This is a genomic window from Chengkuizengella sp. SCS-71B (assembly GCF_040100845.1).
In the GTDB taxonomy this organism is placed as follows: Bacteria; Bacillota; Bacilli; order Paenibacillales; family KCTC-33759; genus Chengkuizengella.
In genome coordinates this window covers 4153086-4174996 of record NZ_JAZHSH010000001.1, presented here as the reverse complement: position 1 = coordinate 4174996, position 21911 = coordinate 4153086, and the positions used below count along the sequence as shown (strand labels likewise).

Genomic DNA, 21911 nt, shown 5'->3' with positions numbered 1-21911 from the left:
AAAGAATCTTCTCTTTATGGAGTAAGTTATACTAATACTTGGAGGGTATTTTTTTGGAAAAAGTAGTAATATATTTTAAATTATAGGTGAAGTTGAGAAAGTTATTATCATGACATGATGATAACGCTGTCCTAAAGGTTTCAGAGGAGACTTCAAGGTAACTCTAATGTTACAAAAATTACTAAAATTGACCCAATTGTAATTCAGACGGAAATGGGAATGATCAGTATTGGAAGCAGTATATTGAGGAAACTGATGACGTTGTTAATATCCCTGGGTAGTACAAAACAGAATAAACATATCGAATGGACCAATAAGATTTAGTCCATCTGAAAAAGCAGGTTGGGAACATGTTGTTGATAAACACTTTAATAACGAAAAAAATGCCATATAAGTCAAGAAGAAACAAAAAGTATCTTGCAGCGAAATGATGTTATTCAGAGTCCTGTAACTGCACTAGATTCAGGACAGTATTCAAGAACAGTTAATACTGGTCAAGTTATTGGTACATCTAAATCAAGTATCCCTGTAGTAGGGGGTAAAGAAACTACATGGATTAAAATTACTACTTATCCAATACCAGAACCCTAACATACTTTTTTTATAATGAGGGGCAGAAAAATACTGCTCCAAAAGATAAAAGTGAAATATGAAGAAAGGAAATTGGTTTATGACTAATAGAAAAAGGGAAATTGATTTACTATGGACAGATATATCGGATGTTTTTTTACAAATCAAGAATATAGACCATATAACTTTATTAAGTAGTTTAATTGAGGTTGTAAAAAGACATGAGGAAGCTATTAACAAATTGTTAAATGATGAGCACCGAACACAAAAAGTATATTTTTTAGAAGATGTAAAAATGTTTTTTAATTTCATTTTAAAAATGGATCCTAAGAAGTATATACTAGGTTCAACAGGAGATAATTTTGAATCCATAGCGATTAATTATATTAACCGATTTCCAAAGTCAGACATAGAGGTTTGGAAAAGGTTATCTAATTTTATTAAAGATCTAATAACCTTTACATCAACAGAAATTTGTCCACAATGCAAAAGCGATCATTTAAGAATATATACGGATATTAAAGGTTTAGGAATATATAAATCTTGTGCAACATGTTTTTCCATAAAGTCAAATGGAAATAACGTTCTAAGAATTGATTCACTTATTCCAGTAGATAAAATATTACTCAAAAACGAAGGGTATATATAAATGTGAAATCAGAGAAGGAATCTAATCGTGAGATCTTTGATCCAATAGAAATACCATCTCCTAAATAGGATGTGTGGCATTGTCAGAATTGTCAAGAGTATATGTCTTTGATGGAGACATTATAATTAAAACTTTTGTTATAGAAAATAATTAATTATGTAGTAATCTCATAGAATAATCACTCAGTAGGGTTACTTTTCTATACATTCTCTTGAATCTAGAAATTTTATCCTGTAAATCTAGTAGTTTAATATCAAATTAGGAGGTATAGAATGCCAAAAATTAAATGTAGTTGTGGTAATGTACTATCTTATGGAGATATTCCTTGTGAAATTGAATTTCTCTATATATCTGATAATGATTTTGATAAATTACAAGAATTTGTTGATGTAGAAAAACTTTATATGGAAATGAAAAGTGTATTGAAATGTCCAAATTGTAATAGACTATGGGTATTCTCAGATGGTTATAATAACCAGCCTAAGGAGTATATTGAGGTAAAAAATAATTAATCTTACAATATTATCAATAATCCAAATACTGAAGTTTAAGTGTTAGCATTAGTAAAAATTAAGGTTTATAAAAAAATATGTAATATATTAATCGAGGAAGACGATGTCTGGCAAGCTGTCATTCCATTGCTTCCTTAACTATTTTGTAGACTTTATTTACACTAAGACACCTGATACCCCAACTTCTCTATCTTACTTAACCATTTCCGTTTTCTCTTAACCGTAGATTTCCTAACCTGATCCACAGAAGTTATTTTAACAGGTTTAATACCACAAAAATTTAAAATACTTTTTTTCATAGAATTATGCCCTGGTTTTCCTTGAAATAAAGTATAGTACCATTTAGGAGAATCCATAGTTACGATAAGTCTTGCTGTTTTTTCAGTTAATAATTGATCAACCATTGCAGAATTTTCTTTGTACTTAAACGCAAATCCAGGTAAAAACACTCTATCAATAAATCCTTTTAATAGGGCTGGCATCGTTCCCCACCAATTTGGGTAGATGAAGACAAGATGATCCGCCCATGTTATTAATTCTTGAGCCTTCATTAAATCATCTTCTAAGTCTTTTCTATCGTATGTATATCCTTTATATATGGGATCAAATATCAAATCAGCCACTCGTAATTTTTTGACTTCTGCTCCTTTTTTGCTTGCCCCAGTTTTGTAAGCACTTGCAAGAGCAGTACCGAAACTATCTTCATTTGGATTTCCATTAATGATCAATACTTTTTTCATTTCAGTTTCACCCCTTCTATTTTATTTACGTTGGGATTGATCAATCCGTTTCATAAGATCATTATAAAATCATCTAATTTTTGTTACAATATGGAAAAAGTCATTTTAACATATGACAAAAGTAAAGTATTTGGATACACCAGCAAAAGGTATTAAAAAGTTGAAATTATGCAGAGGATACTATCTTTATATGGATTTTATCGAACATGATAGTGTATAATGTATTTAACAGATTCATATACTAAATAAAGAAACCGCAGGTGCGGCTAACACCATACGGTTTCATACAATAGTCGTTAAAATAAGAACGGTAGGCTTTGGTTTTAAGTACAAACGGACCGCGACCTTGGAGAGGGGCGGTTCTATTTCTTGTTCTTAACAGATAACAAAGCTATAATTAATAACCCGAAGGTTAACATTAAAGAAATAGCTTGAAATACTGTCATGGGACATCACCCCCTAACGTTACAAAATGAGGGATCAGCCTACCGCCCTTCCAACTATTGTATCATTTCTATCATACTACTTTATTCCTAAGAAGGAAATTATTATATTTATTCTTGTAATTTATGACAAAAGTAAAGTATTCCGGGAGTTTTGATATGATTCAAAAAATGAAAACATATAAAATATTAATCTTCGCAGGATTGTTTCTATTTGCTTTAATGATAGGGATATATGTATATATCATCAACCATCCTCCACTCTATTCAAATGGACTTACTTCAAACATAGATAATACAAAAGTAACCTTAAATATAAAGAACGATGGAATAAGAAATGTTGAAATTATAGACGTGTTTGTAAATGGAGATAAAGTCACTAAATCGGTGGAGTTAGGAATGAGTTATTCAGGAAAAATGGTTCAACTAAAAAATGAACCTGAATATGATATCGTTTTTGTACGCAACTTTAAGGAAAATGTAGTATATCCTAAAACAGATAATATTGATGAAGCAATAAAAAGAAATGAATCTACAGGTTATGGAATTAGAATCGCCAATAAAAAACCGATTCAAACGATAAAGATAAAATATAAATATTTGGGCATGTCATGGGAGTTTATGAAAACTATAAGCTGAAAGTGGGAACAACTAGGAAGCCAACACCTATTCCCAGCGCAGAGCGCATCAAAGAACCGTCCGATGATTTCTTCGGACAGTCCTTTTAAAATCTATGTTATTCCTTAGATTTTTTCTCTTTTTTATCTAATAATTCATTCGCTTGATTGATTTCTGCAGAATTGGAAGGAATTGGTTTATATATTTCAGAAACATTAAATCCTCCTATCGCAGAAACCCCCAATAAATAAGATGATAATGCAACGGTTGAGACTAATTTTTTAAATGCCATCTTAACTTCCTCCTATTCCTTTTAAATCAAATGTTATGTGTTTGTATAGCATATCCCTCTTTGCTTAAGAAAAAGTTAGACAGACATTAAAATTACATAAAAATTTGAATTTTATACGCTCAAAAATGAGGATCATGACGTCTGTTTTTCAAAATAGGATACTTTTTATATTTCATCTAAAAAATACTAAATTTTCTGTGGAAAAAACTACTTAATTTGCCGTAATAGATGGTATAATGTAAAAAAAGCTGGTTTTTGTGTGTCATCTATTCTATTTTTACGATTTTAAGAGTAGATAGATACATATTTTTCGATGAAACGACATCTTTTTTATGAACTAGCCTTTTTATGCAAGGATTTTTATTGTTTATGTCGAAGTTTATAATTTAATGCATGTTCAAAAAGTTCAATTTTCAGCACCGAGAAGATTGTGCGAATATGTAGAAGCCGGAGTGGAGTGTAGTGATTTGTACATGAGCACCGGACTTCAAATATGAGCGCAATATTCGATGTCGATATAACTTCACGGGATACTTCGTGATCAAAAGGGTACTTTTTGAACAACCTCTAAGACTACCAAGAATCGGGAAGTGATAAAGTGATAGAAATGCAGGGTGTTTTTAAAAAATATCCAGACGGTAATGAAGCGTTAAAAGGAATTAATTTAAAAGTTGATCAAAATGAATTTGTATACATAGTAGGGCCATCAGGTGCTGGTAAATCCACGTTTATGAAACTCATCTATCGAGAAGAAAAACCTACCAAAGGACAAATAGTCGTAAACGGCTTTAATATAGGGAAGTTAAAACAACGAAAAATCCCATATGTGAGAAGAAACATAGGTGTTGTATTCCAAGATTTCCGCTTGCTTCCTAAACTGACAGTTGCAGAAAATGTCGCTTTTGCAATGGAAGTTATAGAAGAACCGAAAAAATTCATCAAAAAAAGAACAAATGAAGTATTAAGTTTAGTTCGATTAAAAGGGAAAGCAAACGCCTATCCTTCACAGTTATCAGGGGGGGAACAACAAAGAGTAGCAATTGCTAGAGCTATTGTAAATAACCCTTCTCTTATTATTGCAGACGAACCTACGGGAAACCTAGATCCAGAAACCTCCTGGGGAATTATGGAGTTGCTAGAAGAAATTAATTTCAGGGGAACAACGATCATCATGGCCACACATAACAAAGATATCGTAAACAAAATGAGAAAAAGAGTCATAGCCATCGAAGACGGAGTCGTTGTACGTGACCAAGAACGAGGTGAATACGGTTATGAAAATTAGCACAATCGGTCGTCACTTTCGTGAAGGGTTCAAAAATGTCAGTCGTAACGCATGGATGTCATTTGCATCAATAAGTTCTATAGCCATTCCTCTTTTTATACTAGGTGTGTTTTTATTGTTAACCTCGAATGTAAATCAATTTTTAGGTGATATAGAAAGTCAAGTAGAAGTCAAAGTTTTCCTCAATACGGAAGTGCCGGAAGAAGAAATTATTTCCATTAAAAACAATATAGCTACGATTGAAGAAATCAAAAGAGTAACACATATCACAAAAGAACAAGGCATAGCTGAATTGAGAGAAAAGATCGGCGATCCATTGGAAGGATATGATGGGGAAGATAATCCACTTCCAGATTCCTTCGTTGTTGAAGTATATGATTCAAGAGAAGTAAAATCCGCTGCTGAAAAAATTGAAAAGTTATATGAAGGTGAGTTCTTAACAATTGAGAGAGCAGCTTCTGAAGAAGTGGCACAACCAGAAGAAAATACATCTGAAGGACAAGACTCAACAGAAAACACAACAGATGATCAGGGAATTCAAGAAGATCAATTGGTAGAAGAAATACAAATTCCAGTCATAGACAGTGTGAAATATGGACAAGGATATGTAGAAAATCTACATAAAATTACAAGTACGATCCGTAACATTGGTTTCATTATTGTTATCGGTTTAGTATTTACAGCGATGTTTTTGATCGCAAATACGATTAAACTTACGATTATGGCAAGAAGTAATGAAATCGCGATTATGAAACTAGTAGGAGCAACAAATCAATTTATTCGCTGGCCATTTTTCGTAGAAGGGGCTGTGATTGGATTCATTGGTTCATTTATTCCAAGTGCTATTCTATATTTTGGATACGCTGAACTAGTTGAAAGAAGTCAACTGCAGCTTGGAATTCTAGGAATGGAAATGATACCTCAAAATGAGGCTACTCCAAATATATTACTTGCTTTGTTTGTTATCGGTATAGTCATTGGCGTTTTTGGAAGTGTTTTATCTGTAAGAAAACATTTGAAAGTTTAATCTATTAATTATTTATAAATAGGAGGAACGGACGTTGAAGAAGGTTGTATTAGTATTGATATCATTTTTATTTATTTTTTCCTCAATTATATTGCCAGAGCAAGGACAAGCGGATAATTCAGCTGAAATAAAAGCAATAGATGCTCAATTGAAAGAGCTAAAAGCTAAAGAAGCTCAAGCCAAAGCAAATAGACAAGTAGCACTAGATCAAATATCTAATTTAAAAACTCAGATTGCCAATACAGAAGAAGAAATACAAGAGCTTGAACTTCAAATCGCAACTAAAAATAAAGAAGTAGAAGTACTTGAGGCTACGATTGCTCAAACAAAAGAGGAGCTTGAAGCAGCGAAGCTTGAACTTGATAACGCAATACAACGAGTAATAGATCGAAATGAACTATTGAAATCTAGACTTCATATTATGTATACAAACGGTTCTGTTTCCTATTTGGATGTATTATTAAGTTCTACTAGTTTTACAGATTTCTTAGATCGTTTCCAAGCTCTAAACTCAATATTAAATAAGGATAAGGAATTATTAGAAGCACGTAAACATGATCAAGCAGTCATAGAAAAAGCAAAAGAAGAAGTAGAAACTAGAATTGTAGCACTAAATGATAATCTAGACGAATTAGAACAATTACGAACTGAATTATATACTCAGGAAAAAGAAAAAGAAGTTGCAATTACGAGTTTTAAAGGTCAGATAGAGGTTCATGAAGAGATATCTAAAGAAGCAGAAGATGCAATGGCGAATATGATATCACAAAGGTCTAAGTTATTAGCTAAAAAAGCAGAGTTGACTTACGATGGAAAGTTTGGATATCCACTCCCTACGGATAGAAAATATCGTATAACCTCCTATTACGGAACGAGAAAGGATCCGTTTACTGGAAGAACATCAAGTCATACAGGTGTGGATATTGCAGCACCAGGTGGAACTAATATTCTAGCATCTGCTGGTGGTGTCGTGATCGTAGCAGAATATATGAGCTCTTACGGGTATGCTGTCGTAATAGAGCATGGGGATGGTATAAAAACGTTATATGCACACATGCGTCAGATCAATGTTTCAGTCGGACAAAATGTGAACCGTGGAGCTAAAATAGGCGAAGTAGGTACTACAGGAAGGTCTACAGGGAACCATTTACATTTTGAAGTGCGTAAGTGGGATTCACGTGTAGATCCTAATAAATACGTTAAATTCTATTAATTGTATTAATTGTGTTAGAATTGACATATACTAAAAAGATGATTTTCAAGATCCAAGGTTAGGGTGGTGAGTTGATGGTTTTAAAACGCCGTACGGTTATATTACTAATCATCTTATCGATGATTATTGGAGCTGCACTATCCATTGCAATTGTGAATTGGAGCAATTCCATTTTTCTAGAGCTAGATGAAACAGGACAAGAAGTGTTACAAGAAGAGACAGGGAATGCCACCAGTTTTACAGATACGGATCTAAAAAAGATGTCAACCGTATTTGAAATCATTGAAAACGCGTATTACAAAGAAATGGATAAAACTGAAGTCATAGATGGTGCAATTCGAGGGATGCTTGCTTCTCTTGATGATCCATATTCAGTATATTTTGATGCAGAGCAATCTAAAATGTTTCGAGAGGCAGTTAATTCATCCATTTCTGGGATTGGTGCCGAAGTGACAATGGAGGATAATAAGGTGACAGTGGTTTCTCCGATAAAAGATTCTCCAGCAGATGAGGCTGGTATTCGAGCTAAAGATCAGATTATTTCTGTGAATGGAGAAAGCCTAGAAGGTTTAAGCTTAAATGATGCAGTTTTAAAAATTAGAGGACCAAAAGGGACGCAAGCAAAGTTGAAAATACTAAGGGCGGGATTCAACGAGCCGATTGAAATTATTGTTGTCCGTAATAAAATTGATTTAGAAACGGTACAATCTGAAATGTTAGAAAATAACATAGGATACATTGAAATCAAGCAATTTGCAGAACAGACAGCAGAACGATTCTATGAGGATTTAGAACAATTAGAAAGTGATGGCATGGCATCTTTAATCATAGATGTTCGTAATAATCCAGGTGGATATTTGAATGTAGCAATTGATTTATTAGATCCATTGTTAGAAAAAGGATCGGTGCTCGTATATGAAGAGGATCGTGAAGGTAATCGTAAAGAACATATTACCAAGTCAGATGGGAAACCATATTCCATCGTCATACTAACGAATAGTGGAAGCGCTAGTGCTTCAGAAATTTTAGCTGGTGCTATTATAGAAGCTGAAAATGGAACTGTCGTTGGTGAAACTACATTTGGAAAAGGAACAGTACAAAAAACATTTTCCAGTGGTGTAGATGATGGCAGTGAGTTGAAAGTGACGGTTGCCAAATGGCTTACTTCTAGTGGAGCCTTTATACACGAGGTCGGGATTGAACCTGACTATAAGGTTGAGCAACCAGCATTTTTCACTGTTGCCCCTTTGCCAAAAGATAAGGTATTAGCTCTTGAATCTGTTGGCGAAAGTGTGAAAACCTTACAAATTATGCTTGAAGGTTTAGGGTTTAACTCTGAAAGAACTGATGGATTTTTTGATGTAAAAACAGAAGCTGCCCTTAAAAATTTCCAAGGTAAAAACGGTTTACTTGTTACAGGTAAATTAGATGAAACCACGGCGAATGAAATTGAAAAGCAAATTATTGATAAATTTAGAGATCCAAAGAATGATTCGCAATTACAAAAAGCGATTGAAGTATTAAGTGAGAGTTAATCCACAACAGATTGCATAAATTGGGTGACTTAGAAGGATTTAATTAACTTTGTGTCGAACTGTTTTTAGGAGGATTGGGTCAGAGTGCTCAGTCTTCCTATTTTTTTCAGCACAAGATTTAACTTTTTAATGTCCATGCAGCAATAAAATTTTATTTCAGAGTAGATTACAAGGAGAACATGTGAATGGAATTATTAATTCAGATTTCGATGGGATTTGTAGAAGCTTTAAAGCTGTTACTCATTCAACCTTTTTATTACATAGGTATTTTATTTGTAATCTTCCAATATCGTAGGCAAATTTACTTGGAAAGGAAATTATTCCATACTAAATTGCATTCACTTATGAATGAAACCTGGAAAACCATTGGCTGGGGGATTGTAGGTGGTTTTGTATGTTCTTTATTCATCATATTTATAGGGGTAAGTATATCATTTGATATATTGATTCTTATTTGGGTTATTTCATTGATTTTGATACTGTTCCGGGTTCGATTTTTATGTTTTTCATATTCAGTTGGTATTGTAGGGATTTTACATGTACTCGTGATTTCATTTCCATTTTTTGATTCACTTAAATCCACGTGGTTTTTAAAAACATTAATAGATGTTAATGTACCTTCCTTACTTAGCTTAGTAGCGATTTTACATTTATTAGAAGCCTTTTTATATTATATGAATGGGGCAAAATCCTCTACACCATTATTTGTTAAAGGGAAACGCGGTAAAATAGTAGGTGGTTATCATTTTCAGGGGTTTTGGCCTGTGCCATTGTTTTTATTAGTTCCAACAACCTCCTCTGGTATTGTGCTGCCTTGGAATCCAATATTAAGTAATGAAATTTTCACAAGCGGTTGGATGATGATCGCATTTCCAGTTGTTATCGGATTTTCTGAAATGACCAGAGTGAAGCTGCCTATGCACAAGGTGAAATGGAGTGCAAAGTGGCTTACTATTTATAGTGTAACATTATTGGGATTGGCATTTCTTTCTCATTATTGGTCTATCTTCACTTTCTCTGCTGTTTTATTTTGCATATTGTTTCATGAGGGGATCGTATATTACAGTAAAAAACAAGAATTTAGCCAAGTTCCAATATATGTACATGACCAACGTGGTTTGTTTATTTTGGGTATTTTACCAAATAGCTCTGCTGAAAAAATGGGCATAGAAGTTGGAGAAATCATTCATAAAGTGAACGGCTTGGAAGTGCACACGAAAGAAGAGTTGCATCAGGCTATTCGTATGAACCCAGCATATTGTAAGTTAGAGATATTGAACCTTGATGGGGAGAGCAAATTTGTCAAGGGTGCTCTATTTTCAGGAGAACATCACCATTTAGGTTTAATCTTGGCCCCAGATGAACAAGCGATGTATTATTTAGAGTTAAATGAAAAGCCGATTTGGGCTTATATAAAAATGAAACTGTCTGGTATTTTTAGAGTGGATTTATCATCCAATAAAAATATAGATATTTAAATAAACTTTAAAAGCCTGTAGAATTAGCCCCAAAGGCTGGGAAATTTTATTACAAGCAGATGTATTTTAGGGTTGGAAGACATTGAATATATTATTCAGAACAAGCACCTCATTATGAATCTTAATAAATTTAAGAAAAAGTAACCTTAAAATTGGTTACTTTTTTTCTTTTTGTAATTATAGTGTTCAACTAACTTCTCGATATTTCCTTATAGTTCTGTTCCATCTCGAACAGTTAAGTACGACCAAAACTGTGATAAGGATTTTATGAAAAATTGACCAATATATTTCTTATATCTATTGTATTTAACTAATTTTTTTGTAACAAAAATTATTAATAAGACTATTTTAGGGGGGTGAAATAAATTCATCCTTTTTCCAATTATGTATAAATATTATTATATAATAAAGCTGGCCAGTATTAATATGTTTTGTATTAGGAAATGTTAGAATGGTATTCCATAGTTAGTAGGAATTATGAAATTAATTCAAATACGGTATTATTATACATGTATAATTTTTCTTAAAAATTTTGTCAGAAGGGAGGAATAGTTTTAATGAAAGCATTTAAGCCTATATTATTGTGTCTATTTTTTTTCATGGCGCTAGGAACGAATATTTTTGCAGCAAATCAATATGTTCAAAGTGATGTTTCAATAGATGTTGACTTCCCAGTACCTTATTATTACAATTTAACAGCAACAGCTTACTCAAATGAGACTGCTAGAGGTTCAATTGATAGTCTTGGAGTATACTTATCAGTATATAAAAATATGGTTCACGTCGTGACAAGACAAGATTATAAATCTGATGGATCCAGATATGCAAAGAAGAGTTATGAGACCACAGATGGTGAATCAGCAAATTGGCTTGTATATTCAAAGGCGGAAGTATGGTATGAAGATGGAACGTACTACTCTGATAATCAAAACACAAGTAGATATGTACAGCCTGCTAATTAGTTGAAGGAGTTGAATAATATGAAGAAAAATATTTCTGCTTATATTATCATTCTGTGCTTAATTATAACGAGTTCAGTGGTATATGCCAATGATGGTGAAATCATTATTTATCATGATAATGATATTACATTGGGTACTGTCAATGCACCTTTTAGTTATAATATCGAATATATAGCTTCTTTTAAGACTGAAAGTACTCAAGATGAATTATATATTAATAGCTACTTATATTTTAATAGTGTTCGAAAAGCGCAATTTATTGAGAATGTTGATAATGATGATTACATTAAACAATCAGGTAAATATACTCCAAACACAGGATTTAATACTCCTGGAAAGTGGTTATTTGTTAGTGATTATGAAGTTAAAAGAGCTGGAAGTTCTGGAGTATTAGAAAGACATACTGAACAAAATGAAACCTTATATTGGGGTAGCAATTAAAAGGAGGAAATATAGAAATGATAAGAGGAAAATTATTTGTAACCTCTCTAGTTCTTGTATTAATGTTTGTTATTGGAGCAGGTTCTTTAATTGCAGACCAAAATTATTTTTCATTTGAAGAGATGTCAAATGAAACTGAAAGACAGATAAAAGAAAAAATAGATAATGCAAATAAGAAATACAAAAATGATGTTGATAATGATATTAAAAACACACACAATGTTAATTTAAATGGGTATGATCTTATTGATATAGATCAAATTTTGGGTGGTAATTCAGAAGAATTCGATGTATTTATTGAAGTTATGCATACACAAACCCCTGGAGATACTTTACCTTCTTTATATGTTAAAGGGAAAAAAGGTTATATATTTGAAAAAAAATCAGACGGAACTAATTTTCTATATGAATTAGAAAAAAATGATGGAAAATGGGAATTAAAAGATAAAAAAGAGAAAAAAGGTAAAAAAATAGATCATCCTTTAAATAATTCTTAAGAATTTTATTAGGATTACATTAATTAACAGAGGCTATTTCATCAGATTAGATAAGTCCCTTTTTAAGGGTTTAAAAAATGAGATAAACCTATTTTTATACTATTAAAACATTAGAAGATCGCATACTATTTTGCATTCTTGGCAGAGTAGTATGCGATCTATTTTCGTTCTGGCAGATTACTCATCATTTCAATAGGGAAGCCCATGGATTTCTTTATATCTGTAATGACATTGCATTTATAATTCATTGTTCGATTATTATCAAGATAAAAAAGAACCTACAGGTCCCTCACCATTATCCGCTTTTTTCATCTGTTATACTGAGTTTTGTTATTAATTACTTCCTAGTATTCTAAAGCTTTTTCCATGAACCAAACGATTTTTCTGATTAGCTACCACTAATAAATCTAAGTAACTTTCGTTGAGTCTTTGGCATTAAACCCAAAGGCTTTTTTTGCATTATAATTCTCAGGTAACGACGATCTTGAATGAACTGGAGTCAGTGAACATTTAATTACGACAGTACCTGACGTAATTAAATGTTATATTAAATATAATGCGCAATTGGAATGAAATTAGATGAATGAAGTGGGCTTTAGTTCCATTTGCATCAACATAAATTTCAAGTTATAATATGAAATGGGAACAAATATTCCTATGAATATAAATTAGGCAGGTGTCTACATGAGTGATATGGTTCAAAGTGATAAAAAGTTTGAGCTGATTTCAGAATATTCTCCACAAGGTGATCAACCACAAGCGATTGAACAGCTTGTTGAAGGAATTCAAGCAGGAAAGAAACACCAAACATTATTAGGAGCAACGGGTACAGGTAAAACATTTACGATTGCCCAAACTATTGCTAAATTAAATCGCCCTACGCTTGTCATTGCACATAATAAGACACTTGCAGCCCAACTGTGCAGCGAGTTTAAGGAGTTTTTTCCTAACAACTCTGTTGATTATTTTGTTAGTTATTATGATTATTATCAACCTGAAGCGTATATGCCAGCTTCAGATACGTATATAGAAAAAGATTCGAGCATTAACGATGAAATAGATCAGCTTCGACACTCAGCTACAAGCTCCTTATTCGAAAGAAGGGATGTTATTATTGTAGCTAGTGTTTCTTGTATTTACGGCCTTGGATCTCCAAAAGAATACCGTAATTTAGTTTTGGATTTAAAGGTAGGCATGGAAAGGTCTAGAGATGAAATTTTACACAGGTTAGTAGACATCCAGTATCAAAGGAATGATATCAACTTCATTCGAGGCACTTTCCGTGTGCGTGGAGATGTAGTAGAGATATTCCCTGCATCTGGGATTGAACAAGCGATTCGAATCGAAATGTTCGGAGATGAGATTGAAAAAATAACGGAAATTGATGTATTAACAGGTGAAATAATGGGTGAAAGAGAGCATGTTGCCATATTCCCAGCTTCTCACTTTGTGACACATGAAGAGACGATGAAAGTGGCTTTGAAAAACATTGAACGGGAATTAGAGGAGCGATTAGAGGAATTTCGCGCTCAAGGTAAATTGCTTGAAGCTCAGCGTTTAGAGCAACGAACTAGATATGATATTGAAATGATGGCAGAGATGGGTTTCTGTTCTGGAATCGAAAACTATTCTGGTCCGCTTACCTTTAGAGAAAGAGGAGCTACTCCTTATACTCTATTTGATTATTTCCCTAAAGACATGTTGATTGTAGTAGATGAGTCCCATGTTACCCTGCCGCAAATACGTGGAATGTATAACGGGGATAGAGCTAGGAAAAACATGTTAGTAGATCACGGTTTTCGTCTTCCATCTGCTTTGGATAACCGTCCTTTACGATTTGAGGAATTTGAAAAAAAGATTAATCAGATTATTCATGTTTCAGCAACACCTGGCCCTTATGAACTGGAACATACTCCGGAAATGATCCAACAAATTATACGACCGACAGGATTGATTGATCCTAAAATTGAAGTCAGACCTACAAAAGGTCAGGTGGATGACCTCATTAATGAGATACAAGAACGTATTGAAAAGGAAGAGCGGGTGCTAGTTACAACACTAACAAAGAAAATGGCGGAAGATTTAACCGACTATTTAAAAGAAATAGGAATTAAAGTAAGGTATTTGCATTCAGATATTAAAACACTAGAACGTATGCAAATCATTAGAGATTTACGTTTAGGTACCTTTGATGTATTGGTAGGAATTAACCTTCTAAGAGAAGGTCTCGATTTACCAGAAGTATCGTTAGTAACGATTTTAGATGCAGATAAAGAAGGCTTTTTAAGATCAGAGCGCTCGCTTATTCAGACGATTGGTAGAGCGGCACGGAATGTGGATGGATCGGTGATTATGTATGGAGATAAGATCACAGATTCAATGGATAAAGCCATAAAAGAAACAGAGCGAAGACGAGAAATTCAATTGGCGTATAATGAAAAACATGGCATAACGCCAAAAACGATACGTAAAAAAATTAGAGATGTTATTGAAACGAGTAAAGTTGCAGAACAGAAAGCAGATTATATTACTGATAAACAAACAAGTAAGATGTCCAAGAAAGATCGGAAGACATTAATTGAACGTTTGGAATCAGACATGAAAGAGGCTGCAAAAAACTTGCAGTTTGAAAGAGCAGCGGAACTTCGCGATGCTGTATTAGAATTAAAAGCACAGGATTGATTAAAAGGAGCGTTTAAAACAATGTCAAAGGATCATATCGTAATTAAAGGGGCACGTGCTCATAATTTAAAAAATATAGATGTATCGATTCCTAGAGATAGCTTCGTTGTACTTACTGGATTAAGTGGGTCAGGGAAATCCTCGCTAGCTTTTGATACGATATATGCTGAAGGACAAAGAAGATACGTTGAATCATTGTCTGCCTATGCAAGACAGTTTCTAGGACAGATGGATAAACCGGATGTAGATTCTATTGAAGGATTATCTCCGGCTATTTCTATTGACCAAAAAACAACCAGCCGTAATCCGAGGTCTACAGTAGGGACGGTTACTGAAATTTATGATTATCTTCGTTTGTTATATGCACGTATAGGCAGACCCCATTGCCCCAAACATGGAATTGAAATTACGTCTCAGACTGTAGAGCAAATGGTAGATCGAATATTAGAATACCCTCACAAAACCAAACTGCAAGTATTAGCACCTCTTGTTTCTGGTCGTAAAGGTGAGCATGTGAAGTTGTTAGAAGATATTCGCAAACAAGGGTTTGTCCGTGTACGTGTTGATGGGGATATCAAAGATTTGTCTGAAACCATCAAGTTAGAAAAGAATAAAAAACATCATATTGAGGTCGTCATTGACCGCATTGTGATTAAAGATCAAATTCAAACAAGACTGGCAGACTCCATTGAAACAGCTTTGAAATTATCTGAAGGACAGGTCATTATTGATATTATTGGGCAAAAGGAATTGATGTTTAATTCGAATCTTGCTTGTCCTGAGTGTGGATTTAGTTTAGAGGAATTGTCACCACGTATGTTTTCATTTAATAGTCCTTATGGTGCGTGTGCTGAATGTGATGGATTAGGGTTAAAGATGATTGTAGATCCAGACCTATTAGTTCCAAATAAAGATAAATCAATAAGTGAAGGTGCATTTGAAGCATGGACTGGAAGTACATCTAATTATTACCCACAATTTTTAGCTGCTGTATGTGCACATTTTAACATTCCTATGGATGTACCTGTTGCAGAGCTTTCAGAAGAGCAAATGAACACGTTGTTATACGGAACAGGTGAGGAAAAAGTTAAATTTGTTTATGAAAATGATTTTGGGAAACGTCGGGAAGCGATTGTTCCATTTGAAGGGATTATTAATAATTTAGAGCGAAGATATAGAGATACAGCTTCTAATGGGATTCGTGAGCACATTGAAGGTTTTATGAGTGCGAAGCAATGTAATAAGTGTAAAGGCCAACGTTTAAAACCTGAAAGCTTGGCTGTTACGATTAATGACAAAAACATTGGTTATGCAACGAGCCTATCCATCAGTGAAGCCTGTGATTTCTTTGATTCTTTAACATTGACGGAAAAAGAAATCAAAATTGCTCAATTGATTTTAAAAGAAATCAACGCTAGATTAGGTTTTCTTAATAATGTAGGGTTGGATTATTTAACCTTAAGCAGAGCTGCAGGTACGTTATCTGGTGGTGAAGCACAACGAATTCGATTAGCTACCCAAATCGGATCAAGTTTGATGGGTGTTTTATATATATTAGATGAACCAAGTATTGGATTGCATCAGAGAGATAATGATCGTTTATTACAAACCTTAAAACATATGCGTGATATAGGGAATACACTTGTTGTTGTTGAACATGATGAAGATACGATGAAGGAAGCCGATTACATTATTGATATAGGACCAGGAGCAGGTATACATGGCGGAACAATCGTTTCTCAAGGTACACCTGAGCAAGTGATGGAAGATGAGAATTCTTTAACTGGTAATTACTTGAGTGGTAGAAAGTTCATTCCGGTTCCCGCAAATAGAAGAACACCGAATGGAAAATGGTTAGAAGTAAAAGGAGCAAAGGAAAACAACTTGAGAAATATAAATGCCAAATTTCCACTAGGTGTGTTCAGCTGTGTAACCGGAGTTTCAGGATCTGGTAAAAGTACTTTAATTAACGAAATCTTATATAAAACATTAGCAAGAGAGTTACACAAAGCGAGTAAAGTAAGACCAGGGAAATATAAAGAAATCAATGGTTTAGAACATGTGGAAAAGGTTGTTGACATTAATCAATCTCCAATTGGCAGAACACCGAGATCAAACCCAGCAACTTATACAGGGGTATTTGATGATATAAGAGATGTGTTTGCTGCTACTTCAGAAGCTAAGGTAAGAGGGTATAAAAAAGGAAGATTCAGTTTTAATGTAAAGGGTGGACGTTGTGAAGCCTGTCGCGGTGATGGAATTATTAAAATTGAAATGCACTTTTTACCTGACGTTTATGTACCTTGTGAAATATGTAAAGGAAAACGATACAATCGTGAAACTTTAGAAGTGAAGTACAAAGGGAAAAATATATCTGACATTTTGGATCTGACGATAGAGGATGCCTGTGAGTTCTTTAAAAATATTCCTAGAATCCAAAGAAAATTACAAACATTACTTGATGTAGGGTTAGGATATATGGATCTAGGTCAACCAGCAACAACTCTTTCTGGGGGAGAAGCTCAAAGGGTAAAACTAGCCTCTGAACTTTACAGAAGAAGTACTGGCAAAACCATATATATATTAGATGAACCAACTACAGGTTTGCATGTACATGATATAGATCGTCTGTTAAAGGTATTACATCGATTAGTGGATAATGGGGACAGTGTATTGGTAATTGAACACAACTTAGATGTCATAAAAACAGCGGATTATATTATCGATTTAGGACCTGAAGGTGGAAAAGGCGGAGGACAAATCATTGCAGCTGGATCACCTGAAGAACTTATTAAAGTGAAAAAGTCATATACAGGCAAATATTTAGCACCTGTGTTGAAAAGAGATACAGGTCGGATAACAAGTAATGATAATATAGATGTGAGTGAAAGTGTTGTTTTATAAATAAAAAATGATAATTATTCAAGAAAAAAAGCATCTCATTTTGAGGTGCTTTTTTCCTTTTAGTAGATTCCACAAACAGATCGGAAATAACAGTAAATTTTGTAATAAGATACTATGTATTTTCTTTGAATTTAGTATTACAATGGTTATGTAGTGTTGGACAAGTCAGCATTATTAATGCTACTAATCATACAGTATAATGATATACTTTACCCTTGTTTATAGTCTGAAAGACCCTGTTTCAGATATTTCTTCATGGGGTTATAATTTTTACTGAAAAGAAGTATCGCTACTGCTTATCTTGTTCTAACAATGCACAAACTATTATAACTATGGGGGAGGAAACATAATGTATATGAAAAAAAGTGTATCTATTTTCATGGCATTTGTTTTAGTAATCAGCTTATTCAGTACAAGCATTATGAACATTAGCTCCGCGGAGCAGCAAACATTTATTGAAACCTTAAGTAACTCAGATGCACCAGGGAACACCTATGCTGACGGATCTTTTGTAGGTGACAACGGTATTACATGGTCTTACGTAGCAGCACGTGACGAGTCTGGTTACGAGATTAATGAAAACGGTTTAATGTTAAGAAATGCTGAATCAAACAGTAGTATCGTTTCAGAAGTCATTCCAGATGGTATTGGTTCATTCTCAGTGAATCTAAAAAAAGCATTTACGGGAGCTGGAAATCGTCAAGTTGAGTTATTTATAAATGGGGAGTCAAAAGGAACATCTGAGGCTTTCGATGATACTGATGTTCATACATTTGCAGTGGATGAAATTAATGTAGCTGGAGATGTAGAAATTAAAATCGTTAACACAACTGCGAAACAAGTTGTGATTGACAACATTACATGGACAAGTTTTGATGGTGATATTACACAAGTTTCTCCTGTGAAATCTTCTCCAGCAGCGGGTGAAGTAACAGTGGGGACTGAAGTAGCTCTTTCTACTTCAACAGCAGATGCACAAATTTATTACACGTTAGATGGCTCTGAGCCAACGGTTGAAAGTACTTTGTATGAAAATCCAATTGTTGTTGAAGAATCATTATCCATCAAAGCGATTGCAATGAAAGATGGACTTGATTCAAGTGAGGTTGCTTCATTTGATTATACAGTGAAACCACCATTAGCATTAAGTAACATTTTAGATGTGAGAAGTAATGTTGGCATGGAAGCCAAAATTGAAGGTATTGTAACTGCTTCTTTTGAAGCAGGAGGAAAAACAAACCTATATGTACAAGATAATAGTGCAGGTATTATTGTAAGGGGTAGTGGATTAGCTGCTTCAATTGGCGATAAAATTACTGCCGAAGGTGTAGTTAGTGAATATTATGGCATGTCTCAATTTGAAGTTGATGAAATTGTAATAACTGCACAAAATGAAGGTACACCAGAACCACAAATTGTGATATCAACTGATCTTACAAGTGAAAATGGTGAAGCAGTAGAAGCTGAGCTTGTAACAATTAAAAACATTACAATTCAAGAAGTAGATAACTTTGGTAATTTTACAGCAGTAGATGGGAATGGAACTTTTAAATTATATCCTGAAGATGAAAGTTTATTAGAAGTAGGGAAAACTTATGAGCAAATTATAGGTGTTGTAAATTACAATTATAGCGAATATAAAATAGTACCACGTTTTTCATTAGATGTTATTGAAGAGTACTTTACAGTATACGCTCAACCTGGAGCGGGTAAAATTGAAAAAGGAAATGCAGTTTCATTAATGACTTTAGTTGAAAATGGTACGATTTATTATACATTAGATGGATCTGAACCAACTTCGGAAAGCAATGTATATGATCAACCAATTCAAATCAATGAAGATACAACGATCAAAGCTATTGTAGTAGAAAATAGCAATGTAAGTGATGTTGTTACATTTGAATACACTGTAGTTTTACCTTTAGATTCTTTAAAAATTCATGATATACAAGGAGCATCTCATACTTCGTTATATGAAGGTTTAATTGTAAAAGATGTACCTGGAATTGTGACACATTTAGATGGATCGTCCGTGTTTTTCATGGAGTCTGTTGTAGCTGATGATGATATTCGTACATCAGAAGGTATCAAAGTATATATGCGAAACTCAAATGTGCAAGTTGGAGATTTGGTTTCTGTAACAGGGGAAGTAGTTGAATACCAAGAAGATGGATATGATGATGCAGCTGATTTATTAACAACTGAAATTAGTGCAAGCTCTTTAGAAGTGGTTGCAAGTGATCAACCATTATCAACACCAATTGAGCTTGGTGTAGATCGCATGATTCCAACTTCAGTTATTGATAATGATGCATTTAGTGTTTTTGATCCAGAAGAAGACGGTATTGACTTCTATGAAAGTTTAGAAGGAATGAGAGTCACTATAAGTAATGCTTCCGTAATTGCTCCACCTAAATATGATGAGATCCCAGTTGTACTTGAAGGATCAGTGGATGCAAACCGCACTCCAGCTGGTGGAATATTAATTTCGGAAGATGAATTAAATCCTGAACGTATTATGGTTAAAGTATCAAACGAACCAACTGTAAAAGTGGGAGATCGTTTTGATGGAACCATTACAGGTGTTTTTAGTTATGATTACAGTAATTATAAGTTACTAGCTACTGAAGATTTGCCAGAGGTGATTGGTGGGGGTACTGAACGTGAAGTGTCAACGATTCAACCTACTGAGGACAAATTAACCGTAGCATCATACAATGTTGAAAACTTTTCAATTAAAAGTGGACAAGAGAAAATAAATACAATAGCAGAATCAATCATTACAAATTTAAATACACCAGACATTATTGGACTTGTTGAAGTACAAGATAATGATGGTCCAACAGATAGTGGTGTGACGGATGCTAGCCAGAGCTATGAAGCATTGATTGCAGCGATAGAAGCTCATGGAGGTCCAACGTATAAATTTACTGAAATTGCACCGATTGATAAAACAGACGGTGGTCAACCAGGTGGTAACATCCGTGTAGGATATATTTACAATCCTGAACGTGTAAGCCTTGTTGAAAAACAAGCAGGAGACGCTACTACTGCTGTAGGATATGATGAAAATGGATTAACATTAAATCCAGGTCGTATTGATCCAACTAACGAAGCTTTTGCAAGTTCTCGTAAATCATTAGCAGCAGAATTTGAATTTAATGGTGAAAGAGTAATCGTAATTGCAAACCACTTTAATTCAAAACGTGGTGATGGTGCTCCATTCGGCAGTGAACAACCAGTAGTTTTAGGAAGTGAACCACAACGTTTAGAAATGGCTAAAGCTGTTAATGGTTTTATTAAAGACGTATTTACAGTAAATCCTGAAGCAAACATTGTTGTTTTAGGAGATATGAACGACTTTGAATTCTCTAATCCTTTAAATGTATTAAAAGGTAATGAACTAGTTAATATGATTGATCAGCTTCCAGTTGAAGAAAGATACACGTACAATTATCAAGGAAATTCTCAAGTATTAGACCACATTTTGGTAAGCAACAATTTACTAGATCAAACAGTGGCTGACATTGTAAACATGAATGCGGACTTTACTGAAGAGCATGGCCGTACTAGTGATCATGATCCAGTAATGATTCAAATTGACTTTAATGATCCAGTAAGAGATTTAACAAATGTGTTTGATAAATTAAAGAATAAAGCAGTTTCAACTCAAGAAGTTGCTGAACTAATCGTTTCTAAAGTTGTTTCTGGAGAATTTAGTTCAAATGAAATAACTACTTTACTAAAAGAAGTCTTTTTAACTAATGTTTCAGATCATAAGGTCATTAAACATGTAGAAAATACAACAGACCATATTGAAAGAGATTTAGATCGTATGTTGAAAGACTTGAATAAACCTAATAAAAAGAACTTTGATCAAGCTAAGTATGTGAAACTAGTTAATAAAGAATTGGTAAAGCTTTTAAAATAATAATTCTAACAGAACAGTTTTAAACTAATGCTATAAGTAAACCCTCTATGCAGAGCATGGAGGGTTATTTTTTTAACAAGTGTTTATAAGTTTCCTATTATCTCCCATTTTTTTCACTTGTTCAACAAAAAG

General features: G+C 33.7%; 18 protein-coding genes. 15 read left to right on the top strand and 3 right to left on the bottom strand.

The window, feature by feature from the left end:
- Window positions 1–417 precede the first annotated feature (417 nt).
- From VQL36_RS20405 to VQL36_RS20395, 3 genes are all read left to right on the top strand, one after another.
- Entirely contained in the window at window positions 418–591 is a 174-nt protein-coding gene (locus VQL36_RS20405; RefSeq protein ID WP_349251042.1) for a hypothetical protein, read from the top strand.
- Window positions 592–670: 79 nt separating this feature from the next.
- Complete coding sequence (locus tag VQL36_RS20400; RefSeq protein ID WP_349251041.1) at window positions 671–1219, top strand: hypothetical protein; 549 nt, start codon at window positions 671–673, stop codon at window positions 1217–1219.
- 272 nt (window positions 1220–1491) lie between these two features.
- A complete protein-coding gene (locus tag VQL36_RS20395; RefSeq protein WP_349251040.1) occupies window positions 1492–1731 on the top strand; it encodes a hypothetical protein in 240 nt (79 codons plus the stop codon).
- Window positions 1732–1892: 161 nt separating this feature from the next.
- On the opposite strand, the gene VQL36_RS20390 is transcribed toward VQL36_RS20395, so the two are convergent.
- Together VQL36_RS20390 and VQL36_RS21215 are read right to left on the bottom strand one after the other, a co-directional pair.
- Entirely contained in the window at window positions 1893–2471 is a 579-nt protein-coding gene (locus VQL36_RS20390; RefSeq protein WP_349251039.1) for an NAD(P)H-dependent oxidoreductase, read from the bottom strand.
- Between the two features lie 362 nt (window positions 2472–2833).
- Entirely contained in the window at window positions 2834–2917 is an 84-nt protein-coding gene (locus tag VQL36_RS21215) for a putative holin-like toxin (protein ID WP_413789584.1), read from the bottom strand.
- Between the two features lie 156 nt (window positions 2918–3073).
- Between VQL36_RS21215 and VQL36_RS20385 the strand changes: the two genes are divergently transcribed.
- A complete protein-coding gene (locus tag VQL36_RS20385) occupies window positions 3074–3553 on the top strand; it encodes a hypothetical protein (protein ID WP_349251038.1) in 480 nt (159 codons plus the stop codon).
- 97 nt (window positions 3554–3650) lie between these two features.
- On the opposite strand, the gene VQL36_RS20380 is transcribed toward VQL36_RS20385, so the two are convergent.
- Window positions 3651–3824: a hypothetical protein gene (locus VQL36_RS20380; protein WP_349251037.1), complete on the bottom strand. Its 174-nt coding sequence runs from the start codon at window positions 3822–3824 to the stop codon at window positions 3651–3653.
- A 598-nt stretch (window positions 3825–4422) separates the two neighbouring features.
- On the opposite strand from VQL36_RS20380, the gene ftsE reads away from it, so the two are divergent.
- From ftsE to VQL36_RS20325, 11 genes are all read left to right on the top strand, one after another.
- Window positions 4423–5109: a cell division ATP-binding protein FtsE gene (ftsE, locus tag VQL36_RS20375; RefSeq protein WP_349251036.1), complete on the top strand. Its 687-nt coding sequence runs from the start codon at window positions 4423–4425 to the stop codon at window positions 5107–5109.
- Window positions 5099–6136, top strand: a complete 1038-nt coding sequence (locus VQL36_RS20370; RefSeq protein ID WP_349251035.1) for a permease-like cell division protein FtsX — start codon at window positions 5099–5101, stop codon at window positions 6134–6136. Before ftsE ends, VQL36_RS20370 begins: the two co-directional genes overlap by 11 nt.
- A gap of 34 nt (window positions 6137–6170) precedes the next feature.
- The gene (locus VQL36_RS20365; protein ID WP_349251034.1) at window positions 6171–7349 is read left to right on the top strand and encodes a murein hydrolase activator EnvC family protein; all 1179 of its coding nucleotides are present in this window, start codon (window positions 6171–6173) and stop codon (window positions 7347–7349) included.
- A 74-nt stretch (window positions 7350–7423) separates the two neighbouring features.
- Window positions 7424–8884: a S41 family peptidase gene (locus VQL36_RS20360; protein WP_349251033.1), complete on the top strand. Its 1461-nt coding sequence runs from the start codon at window positions 7424–7426 to the stop codon at window positions 8882–8884.
- Between the two features lie 185 nt (window positions 8885–9069).
- On the top strand, window positions 9070–10362 hold the full coding sequence (locus VQL36_RS20355) for a PDZ domain-containing protein (protein WP_349251032.1): 1293 nt from the start codon (window positions 9070–9072) through the stop codon (window positions 10360–10362).
- Between the two features lie 557 nt (window positions 10363–10919).
- Complete coding sequence (locus VQL36_RS20350) at window positions 10920–11324, top strand: hypothetical protein (protein WP_349251031.1); 405 nt, start codon at window positions 10920–10922, stop codon at window positions 11322–11324.
- An 18-nt stretch (window positions 11325–11342) separates the two neighbouring features.
- Complete coding sequence (locus tag VQL36_RS20345) at window positions 11343–11765, top strand: hypothetical protein (RefSeq protein ID WP_349251030.1); 423 nt, start codon at window positions 11343–11345, stop codon at window positions 11763–11765.
- Window positions 11766–11782: 17 nt separating this feature from the next.
- A complete protein-coding gene (locus VQL36_RS20340; protein WP_349251029.1) occupies window positions 11783–12262 on the top strand; it encodes a hypothetical protein in 480 nt (159 codons plus the stop codon).
- Window positions 12263–12946: 684 nt separating this feature from the next.
- On the top strand, window positions 12947–14944 hold the full coding sequence (gene uvrB, locus VQL36_RS20335; RefSeq protein WP_349251028.1) for an excinuclease ABC subunit UvrB: 1998 nt from the start codon (window positions 12947–12949) through the stop codon (window positions 14942–14944).
- Between the two features lie 21 nt (window positions 14945–14965).
- A complete protein-coding gene (gene uvrA, locus VQL36_RS20330) occupies window positions 14966–17848 on the top strand; it encodes an excinuclease ABC subunit UvrA (protein ID WP_349251027.1) in 2883 nt (960 codons plus the stop codon).
- 349 nt (window positions 17849–18197) lie between these two features.
- On the top strand, window positions 18198–21779 hold the full coding sequence (locus VQL36_RS20325) for a chitobiase/beta-hexosaminidase C-terminal domain-containing protein (protein ID WP_349251026.1): 3582 nt from the start codon (window positions 18198–18200) through the stop codon (window positions 21777–21779).
- Window positions 21780–21911: the final 132 nt, after the last annotated feature.

Bases quoted from the DNA above. Each gene is read 5' to 3' on its own strand.
- uvrB (WP_349251028.1), top strand. From the start codon at position 12,947: ATGAGTGATATGGTTCAAAGTGATAAAAAGTTTGAGCTGATTTCAGAA.
- VQL36_RS20380 (WP_349251037.1), bottom strand. From the start codon at position 3,824: ATGGCATTTAAAAAATTAGTCTCAACCGTTGCATTATCATCTTATTTA.
- VQL36_RS20345 (WP_349251030.1), top strand. From the start codon at position 11,343: ATGAAGAAAAATATTTCTGCTTATATTATCATTCTGTGCTTAATTATA.
- uvrA (WP_349251027.1), top strand. From the start codon at position 14,966: ATGTCAAAGGATCATATCGTAATTAAAGGGGCACGTGCTCATAATTTA.
- VQL36_RS20355 (WP_349251032.1), top strand. From the start codon at position 9,070: ATGGAATTATTAATTCAGATTTCGATGGGATTTGTAGAAGCTTTAAAG.
- VQL36_RS20385 (WP_349251038.1), top strand. From the start codon at position 3,074: ATGATTCAAAAAATGAAAACATATAAAATATTAATCTTCGCAGGATTG.
- VQL36_RS20340 (WP_349251029.1), top strand. From the start codon at position 11,783: ATGATAAGAGGAAAATTATTTGTAACCTCTCTAGTTCTTGTATTAATG.
- VQL36_RS20360 (WP_349251033.1), top strand. From the start codon at position 7,424: ATGGTTTTAAAACGCCGTACGGTTATATTACTAATCATCTTATCGATG.
- VQL36_RS20370 (WP_349251035.1), top strand. From the start codon at position 5,099: ATGAAAATTAGCACAATCGGTCGTCACTTTCGTGAAGGGTTCAAAAAT.
- VQL36_RS20350 (WP_349251031.1), top strand. From the start codon at position 10,920: ATGAAAGCATTTAAGCCTATATTATTGTGTCTATTTTTTTTCATGGCG.
- VQL36_RS20390 (WP_349251039.1), bottom strand. From the start codon at position 2,471: ATGAAAAAAGTATTGATCATTAATGGAAATCCAAATGAAGATAGTTTC.
- VQL36_RS20395 (WP_349251040.1), top strand. From the start codon at position 1,492: ATGCCAAAAATTAAATGTAGTTGTGGTAATGTACTATCTTATGGAGAT.
- VQL36_RS20400 (WP_349251041.1), top strand. From the start codon at position 671: ATGACTAATAGAAAAAGGGAAATTGATTTACTATGGACAGATATATCG.
- VQL36_RS20325 (WP_349251026.1), top strand. From the start codon at position 18,198: ATGTATATGAAAAAAAGTGTATCTATTTTCATGGCATTTGTTTTAGTA.
- VQL36_RS21215 (WP_413789584.1), bottom strand. From the start codon at position 2,917: ATGACAGTATTTCAAGCTATTTCTTTAATGTTAACCTTCGGGTTATTA.